The 23,800-nt window shown below is 59.8% G+C and carries 20 protein-coding genes; 13 read left to right on the forward strand and 7 right to left on the reverse strand.

The window, feature by feature from the left end; all coding sequences use genetic code 11:
• Positions 1-8: 8 nt before the first annotated feature.
• The 5 genes from SGN16_RS03530 (at position 9) to gntB (ending at position 5,877) form a co-directional block, all read left to right on the forward strand.
• The gene (locus SGN16_RS03530) at positions 9-1,070 is read left to right on the forward strand and encodes a GntG family PLP-dependent aldolase (RefSeq protein WP_210642719.1); all 1,062 of its coding nucleotides are present in this window, start codon (positions 9-11) and stop codon (positions 1,068-1,070) included.
• A complete protein-coding gene (locus SGN16_RS03535) occupies positions 1,067-2,371 on the forward strand; it encodes a hypothetical protein (protein WP_210642720.1) in 1,305 nt (434 codons plus the stop codon). Before SGN16_RS03530 ends, SGN16_RS03535 begins: the two co-directional genes overlap by 4 nt.
• A complete protein-coding gene (locus SGN16_RS03540) occupies positions 2,368-3,576 on the forward strand; it encodes an MFS transporter (protein WP_210642721.1) in 1,209 nt (402 codons plus the stop codon). Before SGN16_RS03535 ends, SGN16_RS03540 begins: the two co-directional genes overlap by 4 nt.
• A 3-nt stretch (positions 3,577-3,579) precedes the next feature.
• Positions 3,580-4,695, forward strand: coding sequence for an aminotransferase class V-fold PLP-dependent enzyme (locus SGN16_RS03545; protein ID WP_335945864.1), 1,116 nt, complete (start codon positions 3,580-3,582; stop codon positions 4,693-4,695).
• Positions 4,696-4,890: 195 nt separating this feature from the next.
• Positions 4,891-5,877, forward strand: a complete 987-nt coding sequence (gene gntB / locus SGN16_RS03550; RefSeq protein ID WP_335945865.1) for a guanitoxin biosynthesis L-arginine gamma (S) hydroxylase — start codon at positions 4,891-4,893, stop codon at positions 5,875-5,877.
• A gap of 74 nt (positions 5,878-5,951) precedes the next feature.
• Here the strand turns inward: gntB and SGN16_RS03555 are convergent, their stop codons facing one another.
• Both SGN16_RS03555 and SGN16_RS03560 read right to left on the reverse strand, forming a co-directional pair.
• On the reverse strand, positions 5,952-6,296 hold the full coding sequence (locus tag SGN16_RS03555) for a cupin domain-containing protein (RefSeq protein ID WP_135843561.1): 345 nt from the start codon (positions 6,294-6,296) through the stop codon (positions 5,952-5,954).
• A 98-nt stretch (positions 6,297-6,394) separates the two neighbouring features.
• Positions 6,395-7,276 carry a LysR substrate-binding domain-containing protein gene (locus SGN16_RS03560; protein WP_210642724.1) on the reverse strand — a complete coding sequence of 294 codons (882 nt, stop codon included), beginning with the start codon at positions 7,274-7,276 and terminating at the stop codon, positions 6,395-6,397.
• Positions 7,277-7,506: 230 nt separating this feature from the next.
• Here SGN16_RS03560 and SGN16_RS03565 point away from each other — a divergent pair, with 230 nt between their 5' ends.
• Positions 7,507-8,271, forward strand: a complete 765-nt coding sequence (locus SGN16_RS03565) for a sulfite exporter TauE/SafE family protein (protein WP_210642725.1) — start codon at positions 7,507-7,509, stop codon at positions 8,269-8,271.
• On the opposite strand, the gene SGN16_RS03570 is transcribed toward SGN16_RS03565, so the two are convergent.
• Complete coding sequence (locus SGN16_RS03570; RefSeq protein ID WP_210642726.1) at positions 8,261-8,575, reverse strand: putative quinol monooxygenase; 315 nt, start codon at positions 8,573-8,575, stop codon at positions 8,261-8,263. The two genes, SGN16_RS03565 and SGN16_RS03570, sit on opposite strands and share 11 nt — an antisense overlap.
• Positions 8,576-8,776: 201 nt before the next feature.
• Between SGN16_RS03570 and SGN16_RS03575 the strand changes: the two genes are divergently transcribed.
• From SGN16_RS03575 to SGN16_RS03585, 3 genes are all read left to right on the forward strand, one after another.
• Positions 8,777-9,367, forward strand: coding sequence for an NAD(P)H-dependent oxidoreductase (locus SGN16_RS03575; protein ID WP_335945867.1), 591 nt, complete (start codon positions 8,777-8,779; stop codon positions 9,365-9,367).
• Positions 9,368-9,482: 115 nt separating this feature from the next.
• Complete coding sequence (locus tag SGN16_RS03580) at positions 9,483-10,394, forward strand: LysR family transcriptional regulator (RefSeq protein WP_335945868.1); 912 nt, start codon at positions 9,483-9,485, stop codon at positions 10,392-10,394.
• A 103-nt stretch (positions 10,395-10,497) separates the two neighbouring features.
• The gene (locus SGN16_RS03585; protein ID WP_335945869.1) at positions 10,498-11,391 is read left to right on the forward strand and encodes an NAD-dependent epimerase/dehydratase family protein; all 894 of its coding nucleotides are present in this window, start codon (positions 10,498-10,500) and stop codon (positions 11,389-11,391) included.
• Between the two features lie 144 nt (positions 11,392-11,535).
• Here the strand turns inward: SGN16_RS03585 and SGN16_RS03590 are convergent, their stop codons facing one another.
• On the reverse strand, positions 11,536-12,981 hold the full coding sequence (locus SGN16_RS03590; protein ID WP_335945366.1) for a SulP family inorganic anion transporter: 1,446 nt from the start codon (positions 12,979-12,981) through the stop codon (positions 11,536-11,538).
• 257 nt (positions 12,982-13,238) lie between these two features.
• Here SGN16_RS03590 and SGN16_RS03595 point away from each other — a divergent pair, with 257 nt between their 5' ends.
• The 4 genes from SGN16_RS03595 (at position 13,239) to SGN16_RS03610 (ending at position 17,449) form a co-directional block, all read left to right on the forward strand.
• Positions 13,239-14,588: a gluconate:H+ symporter gene (locus tag SGN16_RS03595; protein ID WP_210642731.1), complete on the forward strand. Its 1,350-nt coding sequence runs from the start codon at positions 13,239-13,241 to the stop codon at positions 14,586-14,588.
• A gap of 22 nt (positions 14,589-14,610) precedes the next feature.
• Positions 14,611-15,471, forward strand: a complete 861-nt coding sequence (locus SGN16_RS03600) for a MurR/RpiR family transcriptional regulator (protein WP_210642732.1) — start codon at positions 14,611-14,613, stop codon at positions 15,469-15,471.
• 1 nt (position 15,472) lies between these two features.
• The gene (locus SGN16_RS03605) at positions 15,473-16,945 is read left to right on the forward strand and encodes a D-aminoacylase (protein ID WP_335945367.1); all 1,473 of its coding nucleotides are present in this window, start codon (positions 15,473-15,475) and stop codon (positions 16,943-16,945) included.
• A gap of 135 nt (positions 16,946-17,080) precedes the next feature.
• The gene (locus SGN16_RS03610; protein ID WP_335945368.1) at positions 17,081-17,449 is read left to right on the forward strand and encodes a glyoxalase superfamily protein; all 369 of its coding nucleotides are present in this window, start codon (positions 17,081-17,083) and stop codon (positions 17,447-17,449) included.
• 86 nt (positions 17,450-17,535) lie between these two features.
• Here the strand turns inward: SGN16_RS03610 and SGN16_RS03615 are convergent, their stop codons facing one another.
• Genes SGN16_RS03615 through SGN16_RS03625 form a run of 3 tightly spaced genes read right to left on the reverse strand, consistent with a single transcriptional unit; the run spans position 17,536 to position 23,767 of the window.
• A complete protein-coding gene (locus SGN16_RS03615) occupies positions 17,536-20,364 on the reverse strand; it encodes an RHS repeat-associated core domain-containing protein (RefSeq protein WP_335945369.1) in 2,829 nt (942 codons plus the stop codon).
• Entirely contained in the window at positions 20,361-22,139 is a 1,779-nt protein-coding gene (locus SGN16_RS03620) for a toxin TcdB middle/C-terminal domain-containing protein (RefSeq protein ID WP_335945370.1), read from the reverse strand. Before SGN16_RS03620 ends, SGN16_RS03615 begins: the two co-directional genes overlap by 4 nt.
• On the reverse strand, positions 22,091-23,767 hold the full coding sequence (locus tag SGN16_RS03625) for a neuraminidase-like domain-containing protein (RefSeq protein ID WP_335945371.1): 1,677 nt from the start codon (positions 23,765-23,767) through the stop codon (positions 22,091-22,093). Before SGN16_RS03625 ends, SGN16_RS03620 begins: the two co-directional genes overlap by 49 nt.
• Between the last annotated feature and the right edge of the window lie 33 nt (positions 23,768-23,800).

The following is a 23,800-nucleotide window of genomic DNA, read 5'->3' on the forward strand; positions in this document are numbered from 1 at the left end:
AGCAATTTATGTTTATCGATCTTAGAAGCGATACGGTAACCAAGCCAACGGAAGGCATGCGCAAGGCGATTTACCAGGCCGAAGTGGGTGATGACTGTTTCGGTGAAGACCCGAGCGTGCGTGCGCTGGAGGAATACTGCGCCACTTACTTCCAAAAGGAAGCGGCGCTTTTTACCTCGGGCGGCACCTTGAGTAACCAGTTGGCGGTCAAGGCCATGACGAATCCGGGTGACGAAATCTTCCTGGACGCCTCGTACCACATCAATTTCTATGAGTCCGCCTCGACATCGGCCTTTTCAGGGGTCAATTTTTCGCTGACCAACCATGACAGCGGCCTGTTCGATGTCAGTGACCTGGAAAAGCTCCATGCTTCCAAATGCCGCTGGAGCCAGAACTACGCCTTGCCACGGGTGGTGGTGATTGAAAACACCCTCGGCTGTAAAGGTGGGGCGATCTTTCCTTTGCAACAGATGAACAATGTCTTTGCTTATGCCAAGGATATCGGTGCCTATCGTTATCTCGATGGCGCACGCATCCTCCATGCGTCTATCGCCTCCGGCATCGATGTCACTTCATACACCGACAACGCTGATCTGCTGTCCATGTGCCTGTCAAAGGGCCTGGGCGCACCGATCGGGTCGATCATGGTGGGGTCGCAGGACCTGATACTGCGCGCCAAGAAATACCGCAAATGGTTCGGGGGCGATCTGCACCAGGCCGGCATGATGGCGGCTGCCGGGCTTTATGCGATGCAAAACCACGTTGAACGGTTGGTTGAGGACCATGAGCACGCGGCCTTGCTGCACCAGTTACTCAACGACATCGACGACGCCCCCGCGCGTTATAAGGGCACCAACATGGTGACCCTGGATGTTGCCTCGTTGGGGATTACCCCGGTGCAATTCGCCGGTGCTTTGCGCCAGAACGGGGTTGGGGGCTTGCCTTATAACGCCAGGGAAATGCGCTTCATGCCGCATATCAACATTAGCCGCGACGATATTCATAAAGCCGCCGGTATTATCAAGGACACCGTCCGAGCGCTCAGCCGGGCCGGGGAGACGGTCAAGTGATCTATAAGAAAAACATTGTGCTGATCGTGGATGCCTATTCGATCGGCAGCCTGATCGCGCCCGCCTTCATTTCTCGTGGCTTGGAATGCGTGCACGTGCGTTCCACCGCCAACGTCAACGAATTCTACAAGTCGTGGTTCCGTCCGGCCGACTTTATCCAAGACATTCTCTATCGTTCGGATTCCGAGCTGCGCCAGGCGTTATCCGAATACTCGGTACAGTTTGTGTTGGCCGGTTGTGAGTTTGGCGTCGAACTGGCCGCTCATTTGGCCGGGGTCTTTGATATTCCACGCCGTAATGATCCGGCCCACGCCATTCGCTGGCGCGACAAGTTCGAAATGCACGAAGCCTTGCAGCGCGCTGGCGTGCGCTCGATCAAGCATTTCAAATCGGATTCGCTGGCCGCCATTCTCGACTGGATCAAAGAGCAAAGAATCCTGCCGGTGGTGTTGAAACCGATCAAAAGCGCCGGGTCGGACAATATTCATATCTGCACGCAGGAAAGCGAAGTTGAACAGGCCTTCGAGGTCATCAAGTCGAGCCGGAATCTGTTTCTCGAAAGCAACGAGGAAATCCTGGTCCAGCAGTATCTGGATAACTCGGATTTTCAGTCCGAGTTGTCGGCGAGCAAATCCACTGATGTGGACATTGAATATTGTGTCAACACGGTAAGCGTCGACGGCCAGCACTATGTCAGTGAAATCATCCGGGTGTACCGCACCCGCATCGGTGATTCGCCCGTACACGACTACAACCAACTGATGTGTCCGGTGGACAATGCCGATGTCTACCGTCGTCTGTCGCAGTACATTTTTTCCGTGCTCGACGCACTGGGTATCCAGCAGGGCGTGGGCCACAGCGAACTGATGATTGTCGACGACGAGCCGGTGTTACTTGAAACGGCGGCCCGCATGCCGGGGGGTATTGATCTGTCGGCGTATACACGGGCCCTGGGGCATAACCAGCTGAGCCTGTGGATCGACTCGCTGATCAACCCCCAAGCCTTTCTCGATTACCGGCAACGACCCAGAACCAGGCTCTATTTCCATTCCAGCTGTGTGTTTCTGATTGCTCGCCAGGCCGGGCCGATCAAGCGAGCGCCAAATCTGGCTCGGTGGAAAGCGATCCCTGGGGTGCACAGCATCAAGATCCAGGATGAAGGGACGCTCAAGGAGACCGTTTCCCTGGAGAACTGCCCAGGTCATGTGTTCATTCTTGACAGCGACCGTGCCGCCATCCAGAAAAGCATCGAGTTGCTGCGCGAGGACGAGCCCGGCGTCTACAGGGAAATGCTGGCATGAAAGACGTGTCGGGTGAGCTGGCCGTGCAAGGCGGGCTCAAGGTGTATACCAGGCCCGTGGTCCTGCTGCTGTCGGCGACGTTTATCCTGACTGTCGCCCGGGCGCTGGCCTTGCCTTACCTGGTGGTTTATTTCTCCCAGGCCTTTGGCCTGGGAGTCACCGATATCGGTCTGGTGGTGGGTGGCGCGTTGATAGTCAGCTCCATCCTGGGTGTCTACGGTGGCTTTCTGGTGGACAGGTTTTCCAACTACCGGATCCTGCTCGGTGCCGCCACGTTGTTTGCCTTGGCGTTTGCCGTGGCTTATCAGGTTGCCAGCCTGGTGCCGTTCATCATCGCCATCGTGGTGGTCAACCTTTCCTATGCGGTGATCGATATCGCGGTGAAATCAGGCATCGGTTTCCTGGTGACGGTGGACAAGCGGGCAAGCGTGTTTTCCATGAAGTACACGCTGACCAATGTCGGTTATGCCATTGGCCCGTTCCTGGGGGTGCTGTGCGCGAAAATCAGTCCCGGCCTGCCGTTTGCTGTCTCGGCTCTGATCGGTGTGGCTTTTGTTGTGTTGTACAGCTGGATGGGCGAGCGACTTCCTCGCGGCGAAGGCGTAGCGCGGCCAAATAATGATTTTGTCGGCGTACTGGTCCATTTGGTGCGTAACTACAGGCTGGTGTGTTTTACGATCGGCGGCATTCTCAGTGCCATTGTGTTTGGTCAGTTCACGGCCTATTTGTCGCAATACTTGATCGTGACCAGCACCCCGGAGAACACCTACAACATCATCAACTATTTGGTGACCACCAATGCTTGCGTGGTCATTGGTTTGCAATATCTGGTCGGCTCCAGGATCAACCAAACTAACCTGTTCCGGATGTTAATGCTGGGGATGCTGTTCTTCGTGGTCGGCCTGATGGGTTTTTGTTACGCGCAGGCTCCGGTTGCCTGGGTATTGGCCATGATCGTCTTTACCGTGGGCGAGATCATTATTATCCCGGTGGAATACCTGTTCATCGACTACATCGCCCCGGAGGATATGCGCGGCGTGTACTACGGTGCGCAGAACCTGTCGAACCTGGGGGCCGCGTTGGGGCCGGTATTATGCGGCGTTGTCCTATCGCTCTATGCCCCCCAGGCGGTGTTCTACATGTTGTCCATGTGCGTGGTCGTGGCCAGTCTGTTCTATTTCCTGGGTTCAAGGCGCGAGAGGTGATTGATGATTCACTTCAATACGGCGGGCTCGGGGCTTATGTCCGGCGAGACGCTGAAGTTGATGCAACGTTATTTACAGGACGAGTTTGAGTCGGGAGCCTATGAAACCGAATTGAATTACTCGCCGGTCCTGGACGTTGAGGTCTATGAAAACATTGCCCGGCTGTTGGGTACCGATGCACGTAACGTGGCACTTTTCGATGGCGCGACCAAGGCTTGGGTGACCGCGCTGGAGGCATTGACCTGGTGCGAAGGCGCGCGCGTGCTGGTCACGCCCTATGAATACGCGGGCAACCTGATTGCACTGGCAACATTGCAGCGCTTGTACGGCGTAGTGGTTGAAGTGATGCCGCTGCTGGCCGACGGCAACCTCGACCTGCAATGGCTGGCCGGGCACATGAGCGCCGAGGTCAAGTTGGTCTCGATCGTCCATGTTCCTTCCTGCTGCGGCATCGTGAACGATATCGAGGCGGTGGGACAGATCCTGCGCGACTACCCTGCCTGGTACTTTGTCGATGCCTGTCAATCGGCGGGCATGCTGGCGCTGGATGTTCGCGCCGCCGGCTGTGATGTGTTGACGGCTGCCGGCAGGAAGTTCCTGTGCGGGCCCAGAGGAACGGGGTTTGCCTACTTGTCCGAGCGTTTCCTGGCCACCGCGCAGCCTCGTTTCACCGATCTGGGCCGGGCCACGGTCGATGCATCCGGAGTCGTCACGCGAGGGGTTGGAGATGCTCGCTGTTTTGAATACGCCGAGCGTAACAATGCGGCTGTGCTGGGGTTGAATCAGGCGGTCAAAGAGCGTTTGTCGAGCGCCTACGGGGCCGAGTCGGGACTCTATCGGGCGTTGTTCCAGCGTCTGGCTGAAACCCCCGGCGTCAACTTGATCGCCCCGGGTACCGAGCATCAGGGCATTATCGCTTTCACCCACGAGCGTTGTTCGGCGACAGACGTGGTCAGTTATCTGCGCGCCCGCGGTGTCAACGCTTGGCCGGGATATGCTGCGCACACGCCGTACTTCATGTTGAAGCACGGGCATGAGCGCTTTGTGCGAGTGTCCATCAACGCGAAGAACAGCGCTCAAGAGGTGGATCAGTTCGTCGCGTTGCTCGCCGAGTTGTAAATGATGGGTGAGGCAACAAATAGCATATAAATAAAAAGTCTATGTCGTGCGGTTTGTCGCAATGGAATGTGCGCAGTGTGTTGGCAGGTAACCGTCTGCGGCAGTGGTACTGCACTAATTGTTTGGAAAAATAATTAAGGCTGTGCAGGCGTTCGCGCTTGTATTCATTACTTCGAGTCATGAAAGGGAATTCCGATGAACGATGTAAACAGGTTTAATCCTTCTGCTGAACTCAGGCAGCGCTTGCGTCCCCTGTATAAAAAAGACAACTGGCACTGGCTGGTTGCCCTGGGCGCGGATCTACTGGTCATTGCCTCGGCAATATTTCTGGCCAATCGCTATAACGTTCTGTATCCACTGGCACTGTTGTTCATTGGCTCTCGGCAGCGGGCACTTGCTTCGCTTCTGCACGAAGCGGCGCACATGACCCTGGCGCAAAGCAAGGCGCTTAACAAATGGGTCGGTGAGTACCTGCTGGCCTATCCCATCTTCCAGGACTATGAAGCCTATCGTCGGTCCCATGTGCAGATGCACCATCACCATCTGGGCGACAAGGATAAGGACCCCGACCATCGTTTCTATATCGAGTCGGGCCTGTACAAGGCTCAGGATCGTCTGGACTTCCTGTTCCGTCACCTGTTCAGGAGCGTAACGCTGGTCAATACCTACAAGTATTTCCTCTACCTGGTCAAGAACCGGGCCGGTGATATCTTGGCCAGTCCGTTACAGGGTGTGAAACTCCTGGTGGTTCATGGCGCGATGCTGCTGCTGTTCAGCTACTTCGTCGGGCCATGGGCCTATGTTCTGTTCTGGTTGGTCCCGTACTTCACGGTATTCCAGGTGATTGGCTGGCTCTCGGAGATTTCCGAGCACTTCGGTATGTTCGGCGTGTACAAGGATGAGGTGCAGTTGACGCGCAATCGCTTCCCCAACCTGCTCGAGCGATTGTTTATCGGCATGCATGGCGACAACTATCATCTGACGCATCACTTGTTTGCCGGTGTGCCGTTCTGGAACCTGAAGCAGACGCACCAGATATTGATGGAGGACGACAGCTACGCAGCAGCCAATCGTGGCTGTGGCGGCATTTTCACGGCCAAAGGGGATGCTCGATCCAGCCTCCATCAAATATTCGATGCGTATCGAAGCGGTAAAATCAGCACCGTTGACGTGGCGATGTAGCGCAAGGTCCTATCGCGCTGTGCTCCAAGCTTGCCTTGAGCACAGCGTGTCGGCCAAAAACGTACGAGATATTGTCAGGCGAAGACGAAGTACTTACGCACAGTCTCGACCACTTCCCAAGTGCCTTTCATACCCGGCTCGATGACAAAAATGTCGCCGGCGCGCAGATGGATCGGCTCCATGCCTTGCGGGGTGATGATGCAGTAGCCTTCCTGGAAATGGCAGTATTCCCACTTCACATATTCCACATACCATTTGCCGGGTGTGCAGATCCAGGTGCCCATGATCTTGCTGCCGTCTTCGCTGGTGTAGGCGTTGAGGTTGACGGTGTGCGGATCGCCTTCGAGTTTTTCCCATTTGCAGGCATCGAGTACGGGCAGCGGGTGGGTATCGCGCAGGACGGTGATGGGTGCGGTCATGTGAGCTCCGAAAGAGGGCAGAAGAGAGCAAGCACCCTAACGCGCGACATGAACGGGTAGATGTCTGTGTTCGACACTGGGCTATCCAGAAGCGCGCATCAGTTGGCCAGGTGCCGAGCCAGGGCCCTGGCGTATGCCGGCAAACCTTCGAAGTTGCGGGCGCACAGCAACAATGCCCGGTGTGCCCAGGCCTCTTGCAACTGCACGTATTGATACGCAGCCTCCGGCGGGCGCCGGGCGATGGCCGCCTTCGGCACGATGGCGATGCCTGCGCCATGGGCCACCATGCGAATCACCCCATCGAAACCGTCGGCGCGAATGCGGATTGGCATGCGCATTCCGGTGTGCAATGCCTGTTCCTCGAGATAGATGGCCAAGGCGCTGGAAGCGTTCAGGCCGACATAATCGTGGCTGAGGGTTTCGCTGAAACTCAGCGCCCGACCGTCAGCCAAGGGGTGCCCGGACGGTAGGACCAAGACCAGTGGATCGTCGCGAAAGGGCCAGGTCTGAAGGCCGGTGGTGTCCACTGCGTCGGACACGATACCCAGGTCCGCCGCGCCCTGGCGCAGCGCGTGGGTGATCCGCGAACTGGGCAATTCCTGCAGGTCGATATCGAGGTTGGGATGGTCCTTGAGGAAACCGGCCAGCAGCTCGGGCAGGTATTCGGTCATGGCGCTGGTGTTGCACAACAGCCGCACCTGGCCTTTGACGCCTCGGGCGTACTCGGCCAGATCCTGTTGCAGATGGTCGGCGTACTGCAGCATAACCCGGGCATGCTGGGCCAAGGCTTTGCCGGCCGGCGTCGGGGTGACGCCGCGTCGGCCGCGTTCGAGCAAGTCAATGCCCAGGGACGCCTCCATGGCACGCACTCGCGCACTGGCCGCTGCCAGGGATAAATGGCTACGGGCCGCACCGGCGGTGATGTTGCCGGTGTCGAGGATGTTCAGGTAGAGGCGCAGGTCGGTGAGGTCGAAGTGCATGAGGAGATCCTGTGCCGGGTTTGTGTGGTGTCTGGAACATCGCTATCGCCAGCAAGCTCGCTCCCACAGAGGGATTGCATTCTTTCCGGAAAAGCCCGATCCACTGTGGGAGCGAGCTTGCTCGCGATGACGCCAGTAGCATCAGCAAGGGTCCAGCCTCTTGCTGAAAGAGAGGCACCCTCAGTATATGACAGCTTTTCAAGCCAAAGCCCAGGGCCCACGATAGCCCCATGGACACACTCATCGCCTTCTATCAAAACCTCGGTCTGGCCCTTTCCCTGCTGGTCATCGGCACCTTCCTGCTGGCCGGCACCATCAAGGGTGTGATCGGTCTCGGCCTGCCGACCATCTCCATGGGCTTGCTCGGGCTGGCTATGGCGCCGGCGCAGGCTGCGGCGCTGTTGATCATTCCAGCCACCCTGACCAACGTCTGGCAACTGGCTTTCGGCGGCCATCTGCAAAGCCTGATCCGACGCCTGTGGCCGTTGCTGCTGGCGATTTTTCTCGGCACCGGTCTCGGTACGTTGTGGATCGGCATGACGGGAGGCGCTTGGGTGGTGCGGGCCTTGGGTGCGGCGTTGGTGCTGTATGCATTGTGTGGTTTGTTGCTGCCAACGCTGCGGGTCGCCACGGATGCTGAGCGCTGGCTCGCCCCGTTCTGCGGCTTGCTCACTGGCATCATTACCTCCGCCACGGGGGTGTTCGTCATTCCGGCGGTGCCCTATCTGCAAGCGCTGGGCTTGAGCAAGGATGAACTGGTGCAAGCCCTGGGGCTGTCATTCACCGTTTCGACACTGGCCCTGGCCGCCGGCCTGCTGTGGCGCGGCGCCTTGGGGGCTGGCGAATTGAGCGCTTCGATGCTGACGCTGGTGCCGGCGCTGCTGGGGATGTGGCTGGGTCAATGGCTGCGGCAGCGCATCAGCGCCGTGCTGTTCAAGCGAGTGTTTTTCCTTGGCCTCGGCGTGCTCGGCGGCCATTTGCTGATCAGCGGTTAGCCGAGGACGGGCTGAGCATGTCGACGCGGCGGATTTCAAAGTCGCGCTCCAGGTAGTCCATGCGTTGCTCGAAGAACTGCTTCATGTGCGGCAGGTTCGAATGCACATCCAGGTGCGCCTGGGATGCCCAAATCTCGTAAAAGATAAACAGCGTCGGGTCTTGCTGGTCCCGCAGCATGTGGTACTCGATGCAGCCAGGCTCAGCGCGGCTCGGTTCGACATAGGCTTGGAACAGCGCTTGGAAGGCTTCGGCTTTTTCCGGACGGGTCTTGGCGTGCAGGATGAAACCGTGCAGTTCACTCATTGGGCTGGCTCCTGATATAAAAAGTGCCTAAGAGCCTACGGCAATAATCAGCCATCCATTCGTGCGTATAGGTCAAATCAGTTTTGCCGTTGCGGTGCTTATTCCGCGCGAAGCTCATCGGTACGCTGCCGCCATCGTTTTCAACCTTTCCATTCGGCGGCCACTCAAAGCACCGCGCCGTGGAACCCGATGAGGCTCCCCATGAAAAAAGTCCTGTTGCTCAATGGCGGCAAACAATTCGCCCATTCCGACGGTCGCTACAACGCGACCCTTCACGACACGGCCGTCAGTGTCCTGGACCGCGGTGGTTTCGACGTGAAAACCACCTTCATCGATGGCGGCTACGACATCAAGGAAGAAGTCGCCAAGTTCCTCTGGGCCGACGTGATCATTTATCAGATGCCTGGCTGGTGGATGGGCGCACCTTGGACCGTCAAGAAGTACATCGACGAAGTCTTCACCGAGGGCCACGGCAGCCTCTATGCCAGCGATGGTCGCACCCGCTCCGATGCCTCGCAGAAGTACGGCAGCGGTGGCTTGGTACAGGGTAAGCAATACATGTTGTCGCTGACCTGGAACGCCCCGCAGCAAGCCTTCGACGACCCGACCGACTTCTTCGAAGCCAAGGGCGTGGACGCGGTGTACTTCCCGTTCCACAAGGCCAACCAATTCCTCGGCATGACCGGCCTGCCGACGTTCCTGTGCGTGGACGTGATGAAGCGCCCGAACATCGAGGCGGATGTGGCGCGGTATGAGCAGCATTTGATTGAGGTGTTCGGCCTGAAGGCGTGACCTGTCTTTTGCTACGTATCCCGATACTATCCTGTGGCGGGTGGGGAAACCTGCGCTGTGGGAGCAAAGCGGGGATAAATTCCCTCGCCACAAAACTCAGTCGACAGGGGGATACGTGAAAGCCAGATCCGACGAATTGCAGATTTTCGTCTGCGTGATCGAGTGCGGATCCATCTCCGCCGCCGCCGAGCAGGTCGGGCAGACGCCGTCGGCGGTCAGCCGGACCTTGTCGCGCCTGGAGGCCAAGCTCGAGACCACGCTGATCAACCGCACCACGCGGCGCATGGACCTGACCGAGGAGGGCAAGTATTTCTTTGAACAGGCCAAGGGCATCCTTGACCAGATGGATGAGCTGGAAGAGCGCTTGTCGTCCCGCCAGAAAAACCCCGCCGGGCGCTTACGGATCAATGCCGCGTCGCCGTTCATGCTGCACGCCATCGTCCCGCACATCGAAGAGTTTCGCAGGCTCTACCCGGACATCCAGCTCGAACTCAACAGCAACGACCTGATCATCGATTTGCTGGAGCAAAGCACCGACATCGCCATCCGTATCGGCACCCTCAGCGACTCGACGCTGCATGCCCGCTCCCTGGGTTGCAGCCCGTTGCACATTCTGGCCAGTCCCGCTTACCTGAAGCAGCACGGCACGCCTTTGAGCGTCGCCGAGCTGGCAGGTCATGCGCTGCTGGGCTTTGCCCAGAACGAAGGGCTCAACCAGTGGCCGCTGCGTCATGTGCACGGCGATCGCTGGCCGATCCAGCCGGCCATCAGCGCCTCCAGCGGCGAAACCGTGCGCCACCTGGCGCTGCAAGGGCAGGGCATTGCCTGCCTGTCGGACTTCATGACCCGCGAAGACATTCGTGCCGGTCGGCTGAAGGCGCTGCTGGCCGACGCCAACAGTGGATATCGCCAGCCGATCAATGCGGTGTACTACCGCAACTCCCAACTGGCGCTGCGGATCCAGTGCTTCCTGGACTTCATCCAGGGCAAGCTTGCCGAATACGCCTCGCGGGAATTCAAGGGCTGATTCGTGACTTCAAGGCAAGAGTGATTTGGGCAATGTGGACTGTTTCGTCAGGAAACAGTCCTCGATACTCGTTCCATCACTTACCTGCCCAAGGAGTTTGTCCATGAACGTATTCGTCACCGGCGCTGCCGGTTTTATCGGCGGTTCCATCGCCACCGGCCTGGTACGCGCCGGGCATCACGTCACCGGTCTGGTGCGCAACGCCGAACAGGCGAGCGAACTGACCGCGCTGGGCATCCAACCGATCATTGGCAACCTGGATGACAGCGCGCTGCTCACCGCCCAAGCGCGTGCCGCCGACGCTGTGATCAATGCCGCCAGCAGCGACCATCGCGGTGCGGTCGAAGCCTTGATCGAAGGGCTCAAAGGTTCGAACAAAGTGCTGTTGCACACCAGCGGTTCGAGCATCGTCGGTGACGCTTCGGGCGGTCGCTCCAGCGAGACCATCTACTACGAAAACAAGCTGCCGCAACCCACCGCCGACAAGGCTGCCCGTGTCGCGATCGACAACCTGGTCCTGGACGCCGCCAAGCAAGGCGTGAACTCGGCAGTGATCTGCAACACCTTGATCTACGGCCACAGCCTGGGCGTCAAGCGTGACAGCGTGCAACTGCCACGGCTGCTCAAGCAGGCGCGTAAAAGTGGGGTGGTGCGGCATGTGGGGGCGGGGCAGAACATCTGGTCCAACGTGCACATCGAGGACGTGGTCGAGCTGTACAAACTGGCCCTGACCCGCAACCAGCCTGGCACGTTCTACTTCGTCGAAAGTGGCGAGGCTTCGTTCGTCGACATGACCACCGCCATGGCCCGCGCCTTGAAACTTGGCGAACCGCAGGATTGGCCATTGGCCGATGCCGAAGCCGAGTGGGGCTACGAGATGGCCAACTACGGCCTGGGCTCCAACAGCCGGGTACGGGGCAACAATGCCCGTGAGTTGCTCGGTTGGGTGCCCAAGCGGACTTCGGTGGTGGAGTGGATTCTTGATGAGATGGTGTGAGCGACGCCGATAATGCCAGCAGAATAAGCACCCTTGTGGGAGCGAGCTTGCTCGCGATGGCGCCGGGTCAGTCAGTAGTCAGGTTGGCTGACTCACCGCTATCGCGAGCAAGCTCGCTCCCACAGGTTTTTGTTTGACGCTCCGTCAGTCGTGATGCATGCCCGCCCGCTTGAGCATCTGCTTGCAGCGCTCGGACAGGTGGAACACGCGCAGGTGCTTGCCGGCCTTAGCGTAGCGCTCGCGCAGGGTCTTGAGTGCGGCAATGGCCGAGTAGTCGACGAAGCTCAAATGCCGGCAGTCCAGGGTTACCTGGGTCGGGTCGCTGGCCGGCTCGAACTGGTTGAGGAACCGCGTCGTCGAGGCGAAGAACAGCGTGCCATGCAGGCGATAGAGTTTGCTGCCGTCGGCCTCCAGGTGCGTGTCGGCGTACAGCTCCCGTGCCTGTTGCCAGGCGAAGTTGAGCGCCGCGATGACGATGCCGCAGAGCACCGCGACGGCCAGGTCGGTGAATACCGTAATGACAGTCACCGCGATGATCACCAACACATCATTCTTCGGTACCTTGTTGATCACCCGTAGCGAGGCCCAGGCAAACGTCTGCTGCGCGACCACGAACATCACGCCCACCAGCGCGGCCAGCGGGATGCGCTCGATCAACGGGGACAGGAACAACACGAACAGCAACACCATCACCCCGGCCACCACACCCGACAGCCGCCCGCGCCCGCCGGAGCTGAGGTTGATCACCGTCTGGCCGATCATGGCGCAACCACCCATGCCGCCGAACAGCCCGGAGGCGATGTTGGCCGCGCCCAACGCCACGCATTCACGGTCCGGATAACCGCGGCTCTCGGTGATTTCATCGGTCAGGTTCAGGGTCAGCAAGGTTTCCAGCAGGCCGACCATGGCCATGATTACCGCGTAGGGTACGACGATCTGCAGGGTTTCCAGGTTCCAGGGGATGTCCGGCAGCGCAAAGGTTGGCAAGCCGCCGGCGATGTGGGCCATGTCGCCCAATGTTCGGGTCGGCAGGCCAAGCAGGTAGACCGCCAGGCCGACACCGAGGATCGCCACCAGGGCCGGCGGCACGCTGCGGGTCAGGCGCGGCAGCAGGTAGACGATGGCCATGGTCAGCGCGACCAGGCCTGCCATCAGATACAGCGGTTCGCCGCGGAGCCAGGTTTCACCCTGCTTGAAATGCTCCAGTTGGGCCAGCGCAATGACAATCGCCAGGCCGTTGACGAAGCCGAGCATCACCGGGTGCGGGACCATGCGCACCAGCTTGCCCAACCGCAGCAGCCCGAAGCCCATCATGATCAACCCGCCGAGCAGCACGGTGGCCAGCAGATACTGCACGCCGTGCTGCACCACCAGTGCGACGATCACCACGGCCATCGACCCCGCCGCCCCCGACACCATCCCGGGCCTGCCGCCAAACAGCGCGGTCAGCGTGCAGAGGATGAACGCGCCGTACAGCCCCATCAGCGGGTTGAGGTGGGCCACCAGGGCGAAGGCGATGCACTCGGGGAGCAAAGCGAAAGAAGTGGTGAGGCCGGCGAGGGCGTCGGCGCGAAGGCGTGCTGGTTTCATGGTTTTCCTGACTGAGCGCCGGTGGAGAGTCGGCTGCCGGGGAGTGGTGCAAAAAAGGGGGGGATGGTACGGAATTGAACGCCGTGGGACCAATGAAAGTCTTGCGCTGAATTTTCATCAGCGCTACTTCGCGATGTCCGTCAGCGACATTCCTTGTCTGTGCACGAAAATTACTTTCAGTGGGTTTGAAGATTTCTCCTCGAAATGATTTATGAGTTTCACAACACATCGACGTGACCCCATTCGAGGAGTAACGCATGGCACCTGCTTTCGGTTATTGGCTGTTGGTCTACGCGGCCATCGCGATCATTGCACTGATCGTTCTGATCGCCCGTTATCGGCTCAACCCATTCATCGTGATTACCCTGGTGTCCATCGGCCTGGCGTTGCTGGCCGGGATGCCGCCGTCGGGTGTGGTGGGCGCATACGAGGCGGGTGTCGGCAAGACCCTGGGGCACATCGCGCTGGTGGTGGCCCTGGGTACGATGCTCGGCAAGATGATGGCCGAGTCCGGCGGGGCGGAGCGAATGGCGCAGACGCTGATCGAGCGTTTCGGCGAGCGCAACGCCCATTGGGCGATGGTGTGCATCGCGTTCCTGGTCGGGCTGCCGTTGTTCTTCGAAGTCGGTTTTGTGCTGCTGGTACCCATCGCATTCACCATCGCCCGCCGCGTTGGCGTGTCGATCCTCATGGTCGGGCTGCCGATGGTCGCCGGGCTTTCGGTGGTCCATGCGCTTGTTCCTCCGCATCCAGCGGCGATGCTGGCAGTACAGGCGTTCCAGGCTTCGGTGGGGCAGACCTTGCTCTACGCGATTCTGATTGGCATCCCCACCGCGATCATCGCCGGGCCCCTGTATGCCAAATTCATCGTGCCGCGAATCCAATTGCCGGCCGACAATCCGCTGGAGCGGCAGTTTCTCGACCGCGAGCCGCGCGCCAACCTGCCGGGTTTCGGCGTGACCCTGGGGACTATCCTGTTGCCGGTGATCCTGATGCTGATCGGTGGCTGGGCCAACCTGATCTCCACACCGGGCAGCGGTTTCAACCAGTTCTTGCTGTTCATCGGTAACTCGGTGATCGCCTTGCTGCTGGCGACCATCCTGAGCTTCTGGACCCTCGGCCTGGCCCAGGGCTTCAACCGTGAATCGATCCTCAAGTTCACCAACGAATGCCTGGCCCCGACGGCCAGCATCACTTTGCTGGTGGGAGCGGGCGGCGGTTTGAACCGGATCCTGGTGGATGCTGGGGTCACCCAACAGATTGTTGGGCTGGCCCAGGAATTCCAGTTGTCGCCGCTGGTCATGGGCTGGTTGTTCGCTGCCTTGATGCGCGTTGCCACGGGCTCGGCCACGGTGGCGATGACCACGGCCTCGGGCATTGTCGCGCCCGTGGCGATCGGCTTGGGTTATCCCCATCCCGAACTGCTGGTGCTGGCCACAGGGGCCGGGTCGGTTATCTTTTCCCACGTCAACGACGGCGGCTTCTGGCTGATCAAGGAATACTTCAATATGACCGTTGCTCAAACCTTCAAGACCTGGACGGTACTGGAAACGCTGATCTCGGTGGTCGCGTTCGGCCTGACCCTCGGGCTTGCGCGTTTGCTCTGAACGCAACCACACCGGAGCCGCCATGGACATCCTCTACCAGATCCGCTCCCGCCAGGATTCCTTCAGCGCCGGCGAAGGAAGAATCGCCCGGCTGATGCTCGACGACGTAGGCTTTGCCGCCTCCGCCAGCCTCGATGAACTGGCCCAACGGGCCGACGTCAGCAGCGCCACGCTGTCGCGCTTCGCCCGTACTGTCGGTTGCCGCGACCTGCGCGACCTGCGCCTGCAATTGGCTCAGGCCAGCGGCGTCGGCAGCCGCTTTCTCGACCCGGCCGGCGCGCCCGAGCAGTCGGCGTTCTATGGGCAGATCGTCGGCGATATCGAAGCGACCCTGCGTCAGCATCTGTCGGCATTCGAAGAGTCGCGGTTCGCCGATGCCGTGCGCCTGCTCGGCAAGGCGCGGATGATTCATGCGTTCGGCCTCGGTGGTTGGTCGGCGCTGTGTGGCGAGGAGTTGCAGGTGCGGCTGGTGCGTTTCGGCTACCCGATTGCCGCTTGCCGCGACCCGGTGATGATGCGCATTACCGCCACATCCCTGAGCGACGAGCACCTGGTCATCGCTTGCTCACTCACCGGCATCACCCCGGAACTGCTAGGCGCGGTTGAGCTGGCCCGCAGTTACGGAGCGGCCATCCTGGCGATCACCCGCGCCGACTCGCCGCTGGCCCGATTGGCCGACGTGGTGTTGCCCCTGCAAGGCGCGGAAACCTCGTTCATCTACAAACCCACGGCGGCACGCTACGGCATGCTGCTGGCCATCGATGTGCTCGCCACCGAGCTTGCGCTGACCCATCCCGAAGACAATCAAGAGCGCCTGCGGCGGGTCAAACTCGCCTTGGACGATTACCGTGGCGGCGACGATGACCTGCCGCTGGGAGACTGACATGTTGTACGACACGCTTATCCGCAACGCACTGGTCATCAATGGTCGCGACACGCCCGGCTACCGCGCCGACGTAGCGATTCGTGCCGGTCGCATCGAGCGCATCGGCGACCTGCGCGATGCCCGGGCCGTTGAGGACATCGACGCCGCCGGACGGGTGCTGGCGCCGGGGTTCATCGACGTTCATACCCACGACGATACGGTGGTCATTCGCCAACCACAGATGTTGCCCAAGCTCAGCCAGGGCGTGACCACGGTCATTGTCGGCAATTGCGGCATCAGCGCTTCACCGGTCAGCCTGCGCGGCGATCCACCGGACCCGATGAACCTGCTTGGCAGCGCCCAGGCGTTCGTTTACCCACGCTTCGCCGATTATCGCGGGGCGGTGGAGGCGGCCACGCCGGCGGTAAACGTGGCGGCGCTGGTGGGCCATACGGCCCTGCGCAGCAACCACATGGACGATTTGTTGCGCACGGCCAGCGTCGGAGAAATCACCGCCATGCGCCGGCAATTGCGCGAAAGCCTGGAGGCCGGTGCGCTTGGCTTGTCCACCGGCCTGGCCTACGCCAACGCGTTTTCGGCCTCCACCGAGGAAGTCATGCAACTGACCGAAGAGTTGGGGGTATTCGGTGCGGTCTATACCACCCATCTGCGCAGCGAATTCGAACCGGTGCTCGAGGCCATGGACGAAGCGTTCCAGATCGGCCGTCACGCCCAAAGCCCGGTGATCATTTCCCACCTCAAATGTGCAGGCGCCGGTAACTGGGGGCGGAGTCCGCAGGTGCTCGCGGCGTTGGAAAACGCTGCAAAAAACCATCCTGTCGGGTGCGATTGTTATCCCTACGCGGCCAGTTCCTCGACGCTGGATCTCAAGCAAGTGACCGATGCCCATCGCATCACCATCACCTGGTCGACGCCCCATCCGCACATGGGGGGGCGCGACCTCGCCGACATTGCCAGCGAATGGGACATATCGCTGCTGGACGCGGCGCGGCGCCTGCAACCGGCCGGCGCGGTGTACTACGGCATGGATGAAAGCGACGTACGACGGATCCTTGCCCATCCGTTATCCATGGTCGGTTCCGACGGTTTGCCCGAGGACCCGTTTCCCCATCCACGCTTGTGGGGCGCTTTCCCACGAGTGCTGGGACATTTCAGTCGCGACGTCGGGCTTTTTCCGTTGCACACCGCCGTGCACAAAATGACCGGCCTGTCGGCGGCACGCTTCGGCCTGAAGGAGCGTGGCGAAATTCGTGAAGGGCACTGGGCGGACCTGGTGTTGTTCAATCCACAGACCATTCGCGATGTCGCCGATTTCAACGACCCGCAACGGGCCGCCGAAGGCATCGATGGGGTGTGGGTCAATGGCATCCTGAGCTATAGCGATGGCCGTGCAAACGGGCGCAGGGAAGGACGGTTTCTGGCGCGCGAAGGTGATCTGCGCCAGGGATTCAGCTCATCGGATAGCGTTTGAGGAAGGGCCAGGTGGCTGAAAATATTTTAATTGGCGCCACAATAATGGCGCTTCGATACTAAAGAAGCCGGGTCCTAGGCCGAAGCACTAGGGTCAACCTATCTACACTGGGTCTTTTCAGCCAGGGAGCAACCCATGAGCTTCGGTAAAACCACTCCGATCCTGCGGATCTTCGATGAAGCCAAGGCGTTGACATTCTATGTCGACTTCCTGGGGTTTACCGTCGACTGGCAACATCGTTTCGGCGACGACTTCCCGCTGTACCTGCAAGTCTCCCGTGGTGACTGCGTGCTGCACTTGTCCGAACACCATGGCGATTGCACGCCGGGCTCGGCGCTGCGGATCGAAACCGATGAACTGGAAGCCTTCCAGGCGCAACTGCTCGCCAAACAATACCCCTTCGCCCGCCCGCAAATCCAAGCCATGCCCTGGGGTAGCCAGGACATGACGGTGGTCGATCCGTTTGGCAACCGGTTGGTGTTTACCAATGGGATCTGTGTGTAGCGGCGGCTGTTCGGGGGCGAGATGATCAATCCGTGGAACGCTTGAGTGATGGATTGATCATCTCTTGATTGGAGCGCTCATGAAGCCTAGGGGATGGAGTATCGGCCTAACGATTGGTTGTATTTGTTAAGTCGGAACAGCAGTTCCCGTCCACGTTGTATCGTCGCCCGGGTGGCGTGGATCTCGCGTTGTATTTCCGAGCGGCGTAGTGTGCGGCCCCCGGCCTTGTTGGTCATCCGGTCCAGGGTTCGATCCAGGGATCCTTTTGCACCGGGGGCATAGAATTGCTCCACACCAAGGGTATCGAATGCCGTGTTTATGGCGTTGGAGTCATGCTCCAGATTGTCATCGAGCTTAAGTAACGCGTCGTTCAACCGTTCGATTTTCTGTCCCGGGACACCGTTCGAGTTTTTGGTCGCCTGGGTAGACGCTTCGAAGTTCGGAATCCACGCGCCCGGGACCCGAAGGCCCTTTGTCAGGATAAAACTGGTCACCAACAACGATAATTTTTTTTGTCCTTTGGTGGTGCGTGGGTTCAGATCCTTCATGGCCTTATGGGACTTCCTGATCAGGTCATAGGAGGCGGTCCTGCCGTCATGCTCTATCTCCTCGGGGTCCAGTCGGCTGACCTGTGGATAGATCGACTCGGTCAGGTGCCGTGTTGCCTCTATTTTGCTGGCGACTGCGTGAATCGCTTGAGAGCTGCCGCCCATGGCGGTCAATGAGGCGATCCATCCGCCAGGCGCTGCCAGCACGCCGGCCCCGAGCGAGATCAGGTTATTGAGTGCGTTGTAGGCGTAGGTTTGAAAAACCCTTTTGGTGATGTCCTTTGTGCGCATGCTGTTGTAGAGCTGATAGTTCAGCGTGCCGACCCGGTTGTTCACCTCGGCCAGAATACCCGGGTAGGCGGCTATTTCGGCCTTGAGGTCATTGAATTCTTCTTTGTCGTGGCCGTTTGGATCGGTGTAGCGCAACGGGTTGTTCCCCACCATGCGATACAAGTTCAAGCCGTCGACCGCCCCCGCCGGATCAGGGCTGATCCAGCGCTGCAACCACGGCGCGTAGTAGCGGTGCCCGTAGTAATACAGGCCGCTGGCGTCGCGTTCCTTGCCGGAGTAGCGAATGGTCCGGTAGTCGGCCTCCTCGGCTGAACGGGAGGCCGCCCAGGCGGTTCCGCCATAAGGTAAATAACTTTCCTGGCTGATCAGCCACGCCTGGTCGTCGAGTTCCATTGAACTGGAACCCAGATGATCTTCGAGGCTGTAGCGCAGCGGGTTGGCGGCGATGCCGGAGGGTCGGCCTTCAGTCCAGTTCAGGTAGCGGACGTTGCAGCGACCGGCTTGCAGGGTAATGACTTCCAGGCGCTCGTTATGCCGGGTGCGGATTTCGAGGCCTGGCAGATAGCGGACTTCCCGGGTGTGAGTCACTGCCGACGCATAGGTCGTTTGTATCTTGCGTACCCGTTGACCCGCGCTGTCATAGCCATAGCACTCAATGTCATCGCGGCCATCTTCGCGGTGAACCAAGATCACGCTGGCAAGTTGGTTGCGGGTGTTCCATTGCAGCGCCTGGCCTGGAGACAGCATTTGCTGATTGCCGTGGACATCGAAGTTCGTGGGCACGTCGGGCATTGAGTGGCCTTTGTTCCAGGACAGGAGGCGATTGCTGGTCGCGGCAATGTTCAGTGTCCGGGTGTAGTGGTTCCGGTCACGAACGTGGCGCAGTTCGATCAGGTTACCCCCCGCGTCGTACTCGTAGTGCTCGGTAAACTTGAACAGTTGCCGAGCGTCGAACGGTGTTCGGCTGAAGGCGGGAATATCGGGGTTGCTGGTCAGTCCCGCCGCTTCGCGGCCCGTCGCGCTGATCAACTGATAGAGGCTGTCGTAGGTGAGTGTGCTGATGGCTTCGACCCGCTGGTTACTGCCGAACTGCACCGGTTGGGCGCGGTCCTCGATTTGCGTCACGTTCCCCACTGCGTCGTAGGTGTAGTGCAGGTCTTGCAAGGTGCTGGCAGACACTGTTGCGTTGAGCGAGGTCAGTCGACCATTGGCTGGATCGAACACGGCGCGACTGACCACGCCATTGCCGGCCACCTGGGATTCGACCTGGCCAAAGGCGTTGTAGACCAGGTCCTTCACGATGACTTTCTCGGTCGCCGCGTCTTTTAATTTCAGGCTCACGGACTTGAGCTGGCCTGCGACATCAAATGAATAACGTTGCTGGTGCTGGGCGGCGTCGAGTTGCACGATAGGCTCTGCGAGGGCGTCGTAGCGCCAGCGCGTCGTGTAGCCCAGCCCCTGTTCCAGCAAGGCATCGCGAGCTTTCTCATCGACGGGCCAGTCCGGCTGGGTGACATCGACGAGGAAGTGCCGGGTTTGCTCTAGCGGTTTGCCGCAGAGCGCATACCCATTGATGAGCAGGCTACCTGCGCTGTCATCGTGACGGATCAGTACACCACACAGGTTTCGCGCTGCCGACTCTGGCGAACTGTCGCCGTAGCGCAGGCATTCGACTCGACGCGGATCTTGACCAGGCACTTGCTCGTGGATGACGGTCGGCCTCAGTTGATCATCGTAGGTGGTCCGCCATTGGGTGCCGCGCTGATCCCAGCTGCGCCGGATCTGTCCCGCAGCGCCAGGCAGGGTCAGGCGCCAGCCGGCGTCGACACTGTTCACCAGCAGTGGTTTGCCGGAAAAGCTGTAGACCGTGGTCAGATTGGCCTCAGATGTGTTGCCGGACTGCCGAGGATCCCACTGCGCAACTTGCCTGCCGCTCGTGTCGTGGCGTTGGCGAGTAATGCGCGCTTGGGCAGTTTCGTCTGCGCTACGCTGGCAATAAGCGACCTGTCGCACGGGCCGGCCTCGGCTGTCGACAACGCTGATCGTCGGCGTCTTGCGATGAAGGCGTGGGTTCATGCTTCACCTCCGGTGGCCGTGGTTTGTTCGGACATGACTTCTTCCAGTGTGTCGTTCTCGTCCTCGTCCAGGGTGTACCAGGCATGGCGGGTACACCGCCGCATAGGGCTGCGACCCTCCTGTGCGGCAAGGCGCGTGCGGGTGGGGCGGCCCAGCGCATCGTAGAACTGCCGGTCGCAATGACCGAACTGGCGCAGGGACTCGTCGTTGATGCGGTGAGGCTGATCGGCGAAGTAAGGGCGGTAGCGGCGGATCGGCAAACCCTTGTTGTTGTATTCCACCCGTTCGCTGACACGCCAGCGTTTAGCGGCGGTCTGCTCCAGTGGCTTGCCGTCCTTGAGTGTCAGTGCTCCCTGCGCGTTGACGACGTAGGCCATGCCCGGTTCGACCTGCTGCTTGCTTTGCAGTGTTCGACCGAAACCATCGAAGCAGGTCATGGCGATGCGGATTTGTTGCTGCTCGTCGTCGGGATAACGGTCGGCGACCAGTACGGCGAGGTGCACCGGCTCACGGGTTGAAGCCTCGATCTGGTTCTTCAGTTTTACATCGTCGGCAGGCGGTACTTGCAGAGCCGACAACCGGGTTCGAGCCGACGCGCGGATATGCCCGCTGGGCAGCAGGTCACGGTTGGCCACGCACCGTGCCAGCCAGTCGGTGTCGGCCAATGCGGCGTCCGATACGCAACCCATCCAGCTGAAGGGCGCGTAATAGAAGGCGCTGGCGGCGTGCTGCAGGGCTTCCTTGCTCTGATTGATCGCTTGCGTCGGACTGTCGAATAACGACCGCTTGAACTGCTCGATGGGTTTGAAACCGACCGGCGCGTTGTTCTCGTTACCGTAAAACGTCGTGGCCAGGACTTGGCCGAAAGCATCGACGAGGCCTTCCTGTACGTTGCCGTTGGGATCGCTAATGCGCCGTGGCAGCAGTGAGCGGTAATCGTGGATCGCCCGGGTGACACAACCATCGGGTCGCTTGAACGCGGTGATAAAACAATGGCAGTTGTCGTAGCTGCACTCGGTCACGCCATGGCTTTCACTCGCTTGCAGGGTCTGGATTTTGTAGAAACCCTGCAAGGGGGCGTAGGTCGCGAAGCCACTTTTGACGGACCAGAGTTTTTTCAGCGATGGGGCCGCCGGCAGGAAGCTGTCCATGCGATGGTAGCCGAGTCTTTCCAGCAGTCTGCCCTTGGGGCGGGCGTCCTGCGGCAACAGATGAAAGGCTTTGAGGGCGGTTTCGTCCAGCTCGGCGCTCTCCAGATGGTCGGCCAGGGCTTCGAAGTGAGCGATGCCGTCCGGCAGGGTTTCTGCGGTTGTGGCGTCCTTGTAGCGTTGCACGGACAGACCCGTAAGCACGCTTTGGGTTGCCCAGGTGCTTTCCCGGGTGAGTTCGATGAGTGTCTCATACGTCATATCTTGCATGGCCAACCCGCCGGCTTCAGGGGCCTTGGGGCGTTCCTGCGCATTGGTCCGCTGGCGATAGGGCAAGCCCAGGCGCCAACCCTGAGGGGCTTGCAGATGGATGAATTCGGCGCGGGTTTCGTTCAGGTAGTAGACCTGTTGCGCCGGATCATGGGCGTCGCGCCACCATTGCTGTTGGTCGGCATCGCTGAACGGCGGGGTGTCGCTGGCGGTTTTGCGGCGGGCGTAATGAACGTTGACGCTGTGAGTCAGCGCGCCAAACAGGTCGTGCTGCAGATTGAAGGTGTGCTGGCATTGCGGGTCGTCGCTCAGGCCTTCGTACTGATAGCTGATGGACTCCAACAGCAATGGCAACAATCGAACAGTTCATCCAGGCTGTTTTCGGTTCGCCGGATCAGTTCTGCGGCGAACACGGTGTTCAACCTGATCGGCTGGCGTGGTTGGTCTTTGGCGTCGCTGTCATTGATCGCGGAGTTGGAAAAATCCAGCAATTGGCTGGTGCCCAGGCTTGATGTCACATAGGTGATGTCGGGTGTGAGGCGCTTGGCAGGTGGATCCTGGTCCAAGCGGATACCCGTTTCCGTTGCTGTTTCAACGCTCGCTTCTTTGATGTTCCGGTGAGCGTCAGTGGCTGCGGCCTCGGTTTGCGTGCTGTAGTAAACATCGGTGGCAGGGAGATTGCCTTGCGCACCGGCGTAAACATCAGTGGCCGGAGTCTCCTCCGTCGTTTGGAGGGGCACCTTTGCTTGAATGCGATGGGCACAGCTGTCCAGGAGCGCTTGCTCGACGCTTGGGTACTGAAGGTATTTTTTGGACCCTGGTGCTTTTGCTGTGTCTGAACGGTCGGGGTCGTGGTTGAGGTTTTTATCGATGCAAGTCGTTTCAATGAAAACGAAGTGGCTGGTCGAGTCGGTTTGGGAGCTTCTGACGCACAACGCGAGAAAGAGTAAGTGGTACGAACCTTTGCGCTGATGTGTTGCAACGGTACTCAACAACGGCTTGATGGCTTGTATGTCCTTGTCGCGCAGCACTTTGTCCTGGCAATAACCTTGCAGGCAAACACGCGGGGTGCTCCAACTGCCATCCTGTTTTCTGTAACACAAGCTCAAGCGCAACAGTGGATGGCTCGGGCCTGGCTGGGTAACGCTGGCGTCCGTTTGGGCAATGCGGGTGGCCGGATCCTGATGGATGCATTCGGCCCATATGACGAACAAGCGATTATTGAACCAGACCGGACGTATCGAGTGTTCGGCCGCGCTGTCGGGGATGGGCACGTCGGCTTTTTCCCAGTCCGACCAGGCGTATGGATCCGGCTGGTCGAGTTTGGGCGCGGTGGCGGGCGGTTGCGGCGGCGTGCCGTCGAGGGGGCGTTGAGCCATGTCCAGAGAACGCCAGAAGTAGGTGTTTTCGGACCTTGATTTGGCAATGAAGTAATAGGTGCTGTTGGCGAAGTCCTCGCCGTCGACGTAGCCATTGAGAATATTCAGGTTGGCGACTTCTTCGAGTCGGCTCAGGTAGGCCATGACTGCCGACTGAACCGCATCGGGTTGGATCCGGTGCTGGTTGAGGTCGTTTTCCAGTTGCCGGAAGTTGTCGCTCTTGTTGGTCCTGAGCGATGGGGCCAGATAGGCGGCGGGAAAGTAGAGCAGTTTTTGATGGGCGGCCCAGGTGGGGTACTGATGCATCTCGTTGCGCCACGTGCGCAGGTGTTCGGCGGTCAGGTCGGTCGAGTCGTAACCGGGTTCCAGGTTCAACAGGATGCGATGGATGTATTGCTGCAGGCTGGCGATGGCGCACGCCACGGGCGTGGTGGGCACATCCTGGCTGACCAGCACGTCGAGCAACCAGTATTCGTAGAGGTCCTGGGCCGTCTTGAGCTTCAGGTTCCTTGTCGTGGCGTTATTGGGCACGACCTTGTTCAGGTAGAACGCCAACTGTGCATCGCGCAGGCTTTCATCAAGCTGCTTTTTTATGGCAACGGTCATATTCAATCCTTGAATGTCGAAGAGGGGGCGGGT

Origin of the sequence: Pseudomonas sp. G166, from assembly GCF_037027455.2 — a bacterium.
In the GTDB taxonomy this organism is placed as follows: Bacteria; Pseudomonadota; Gammaproteobacteria; order Pseudomonadales; family Pseudomonadaceae; genus Aquipseudomonas.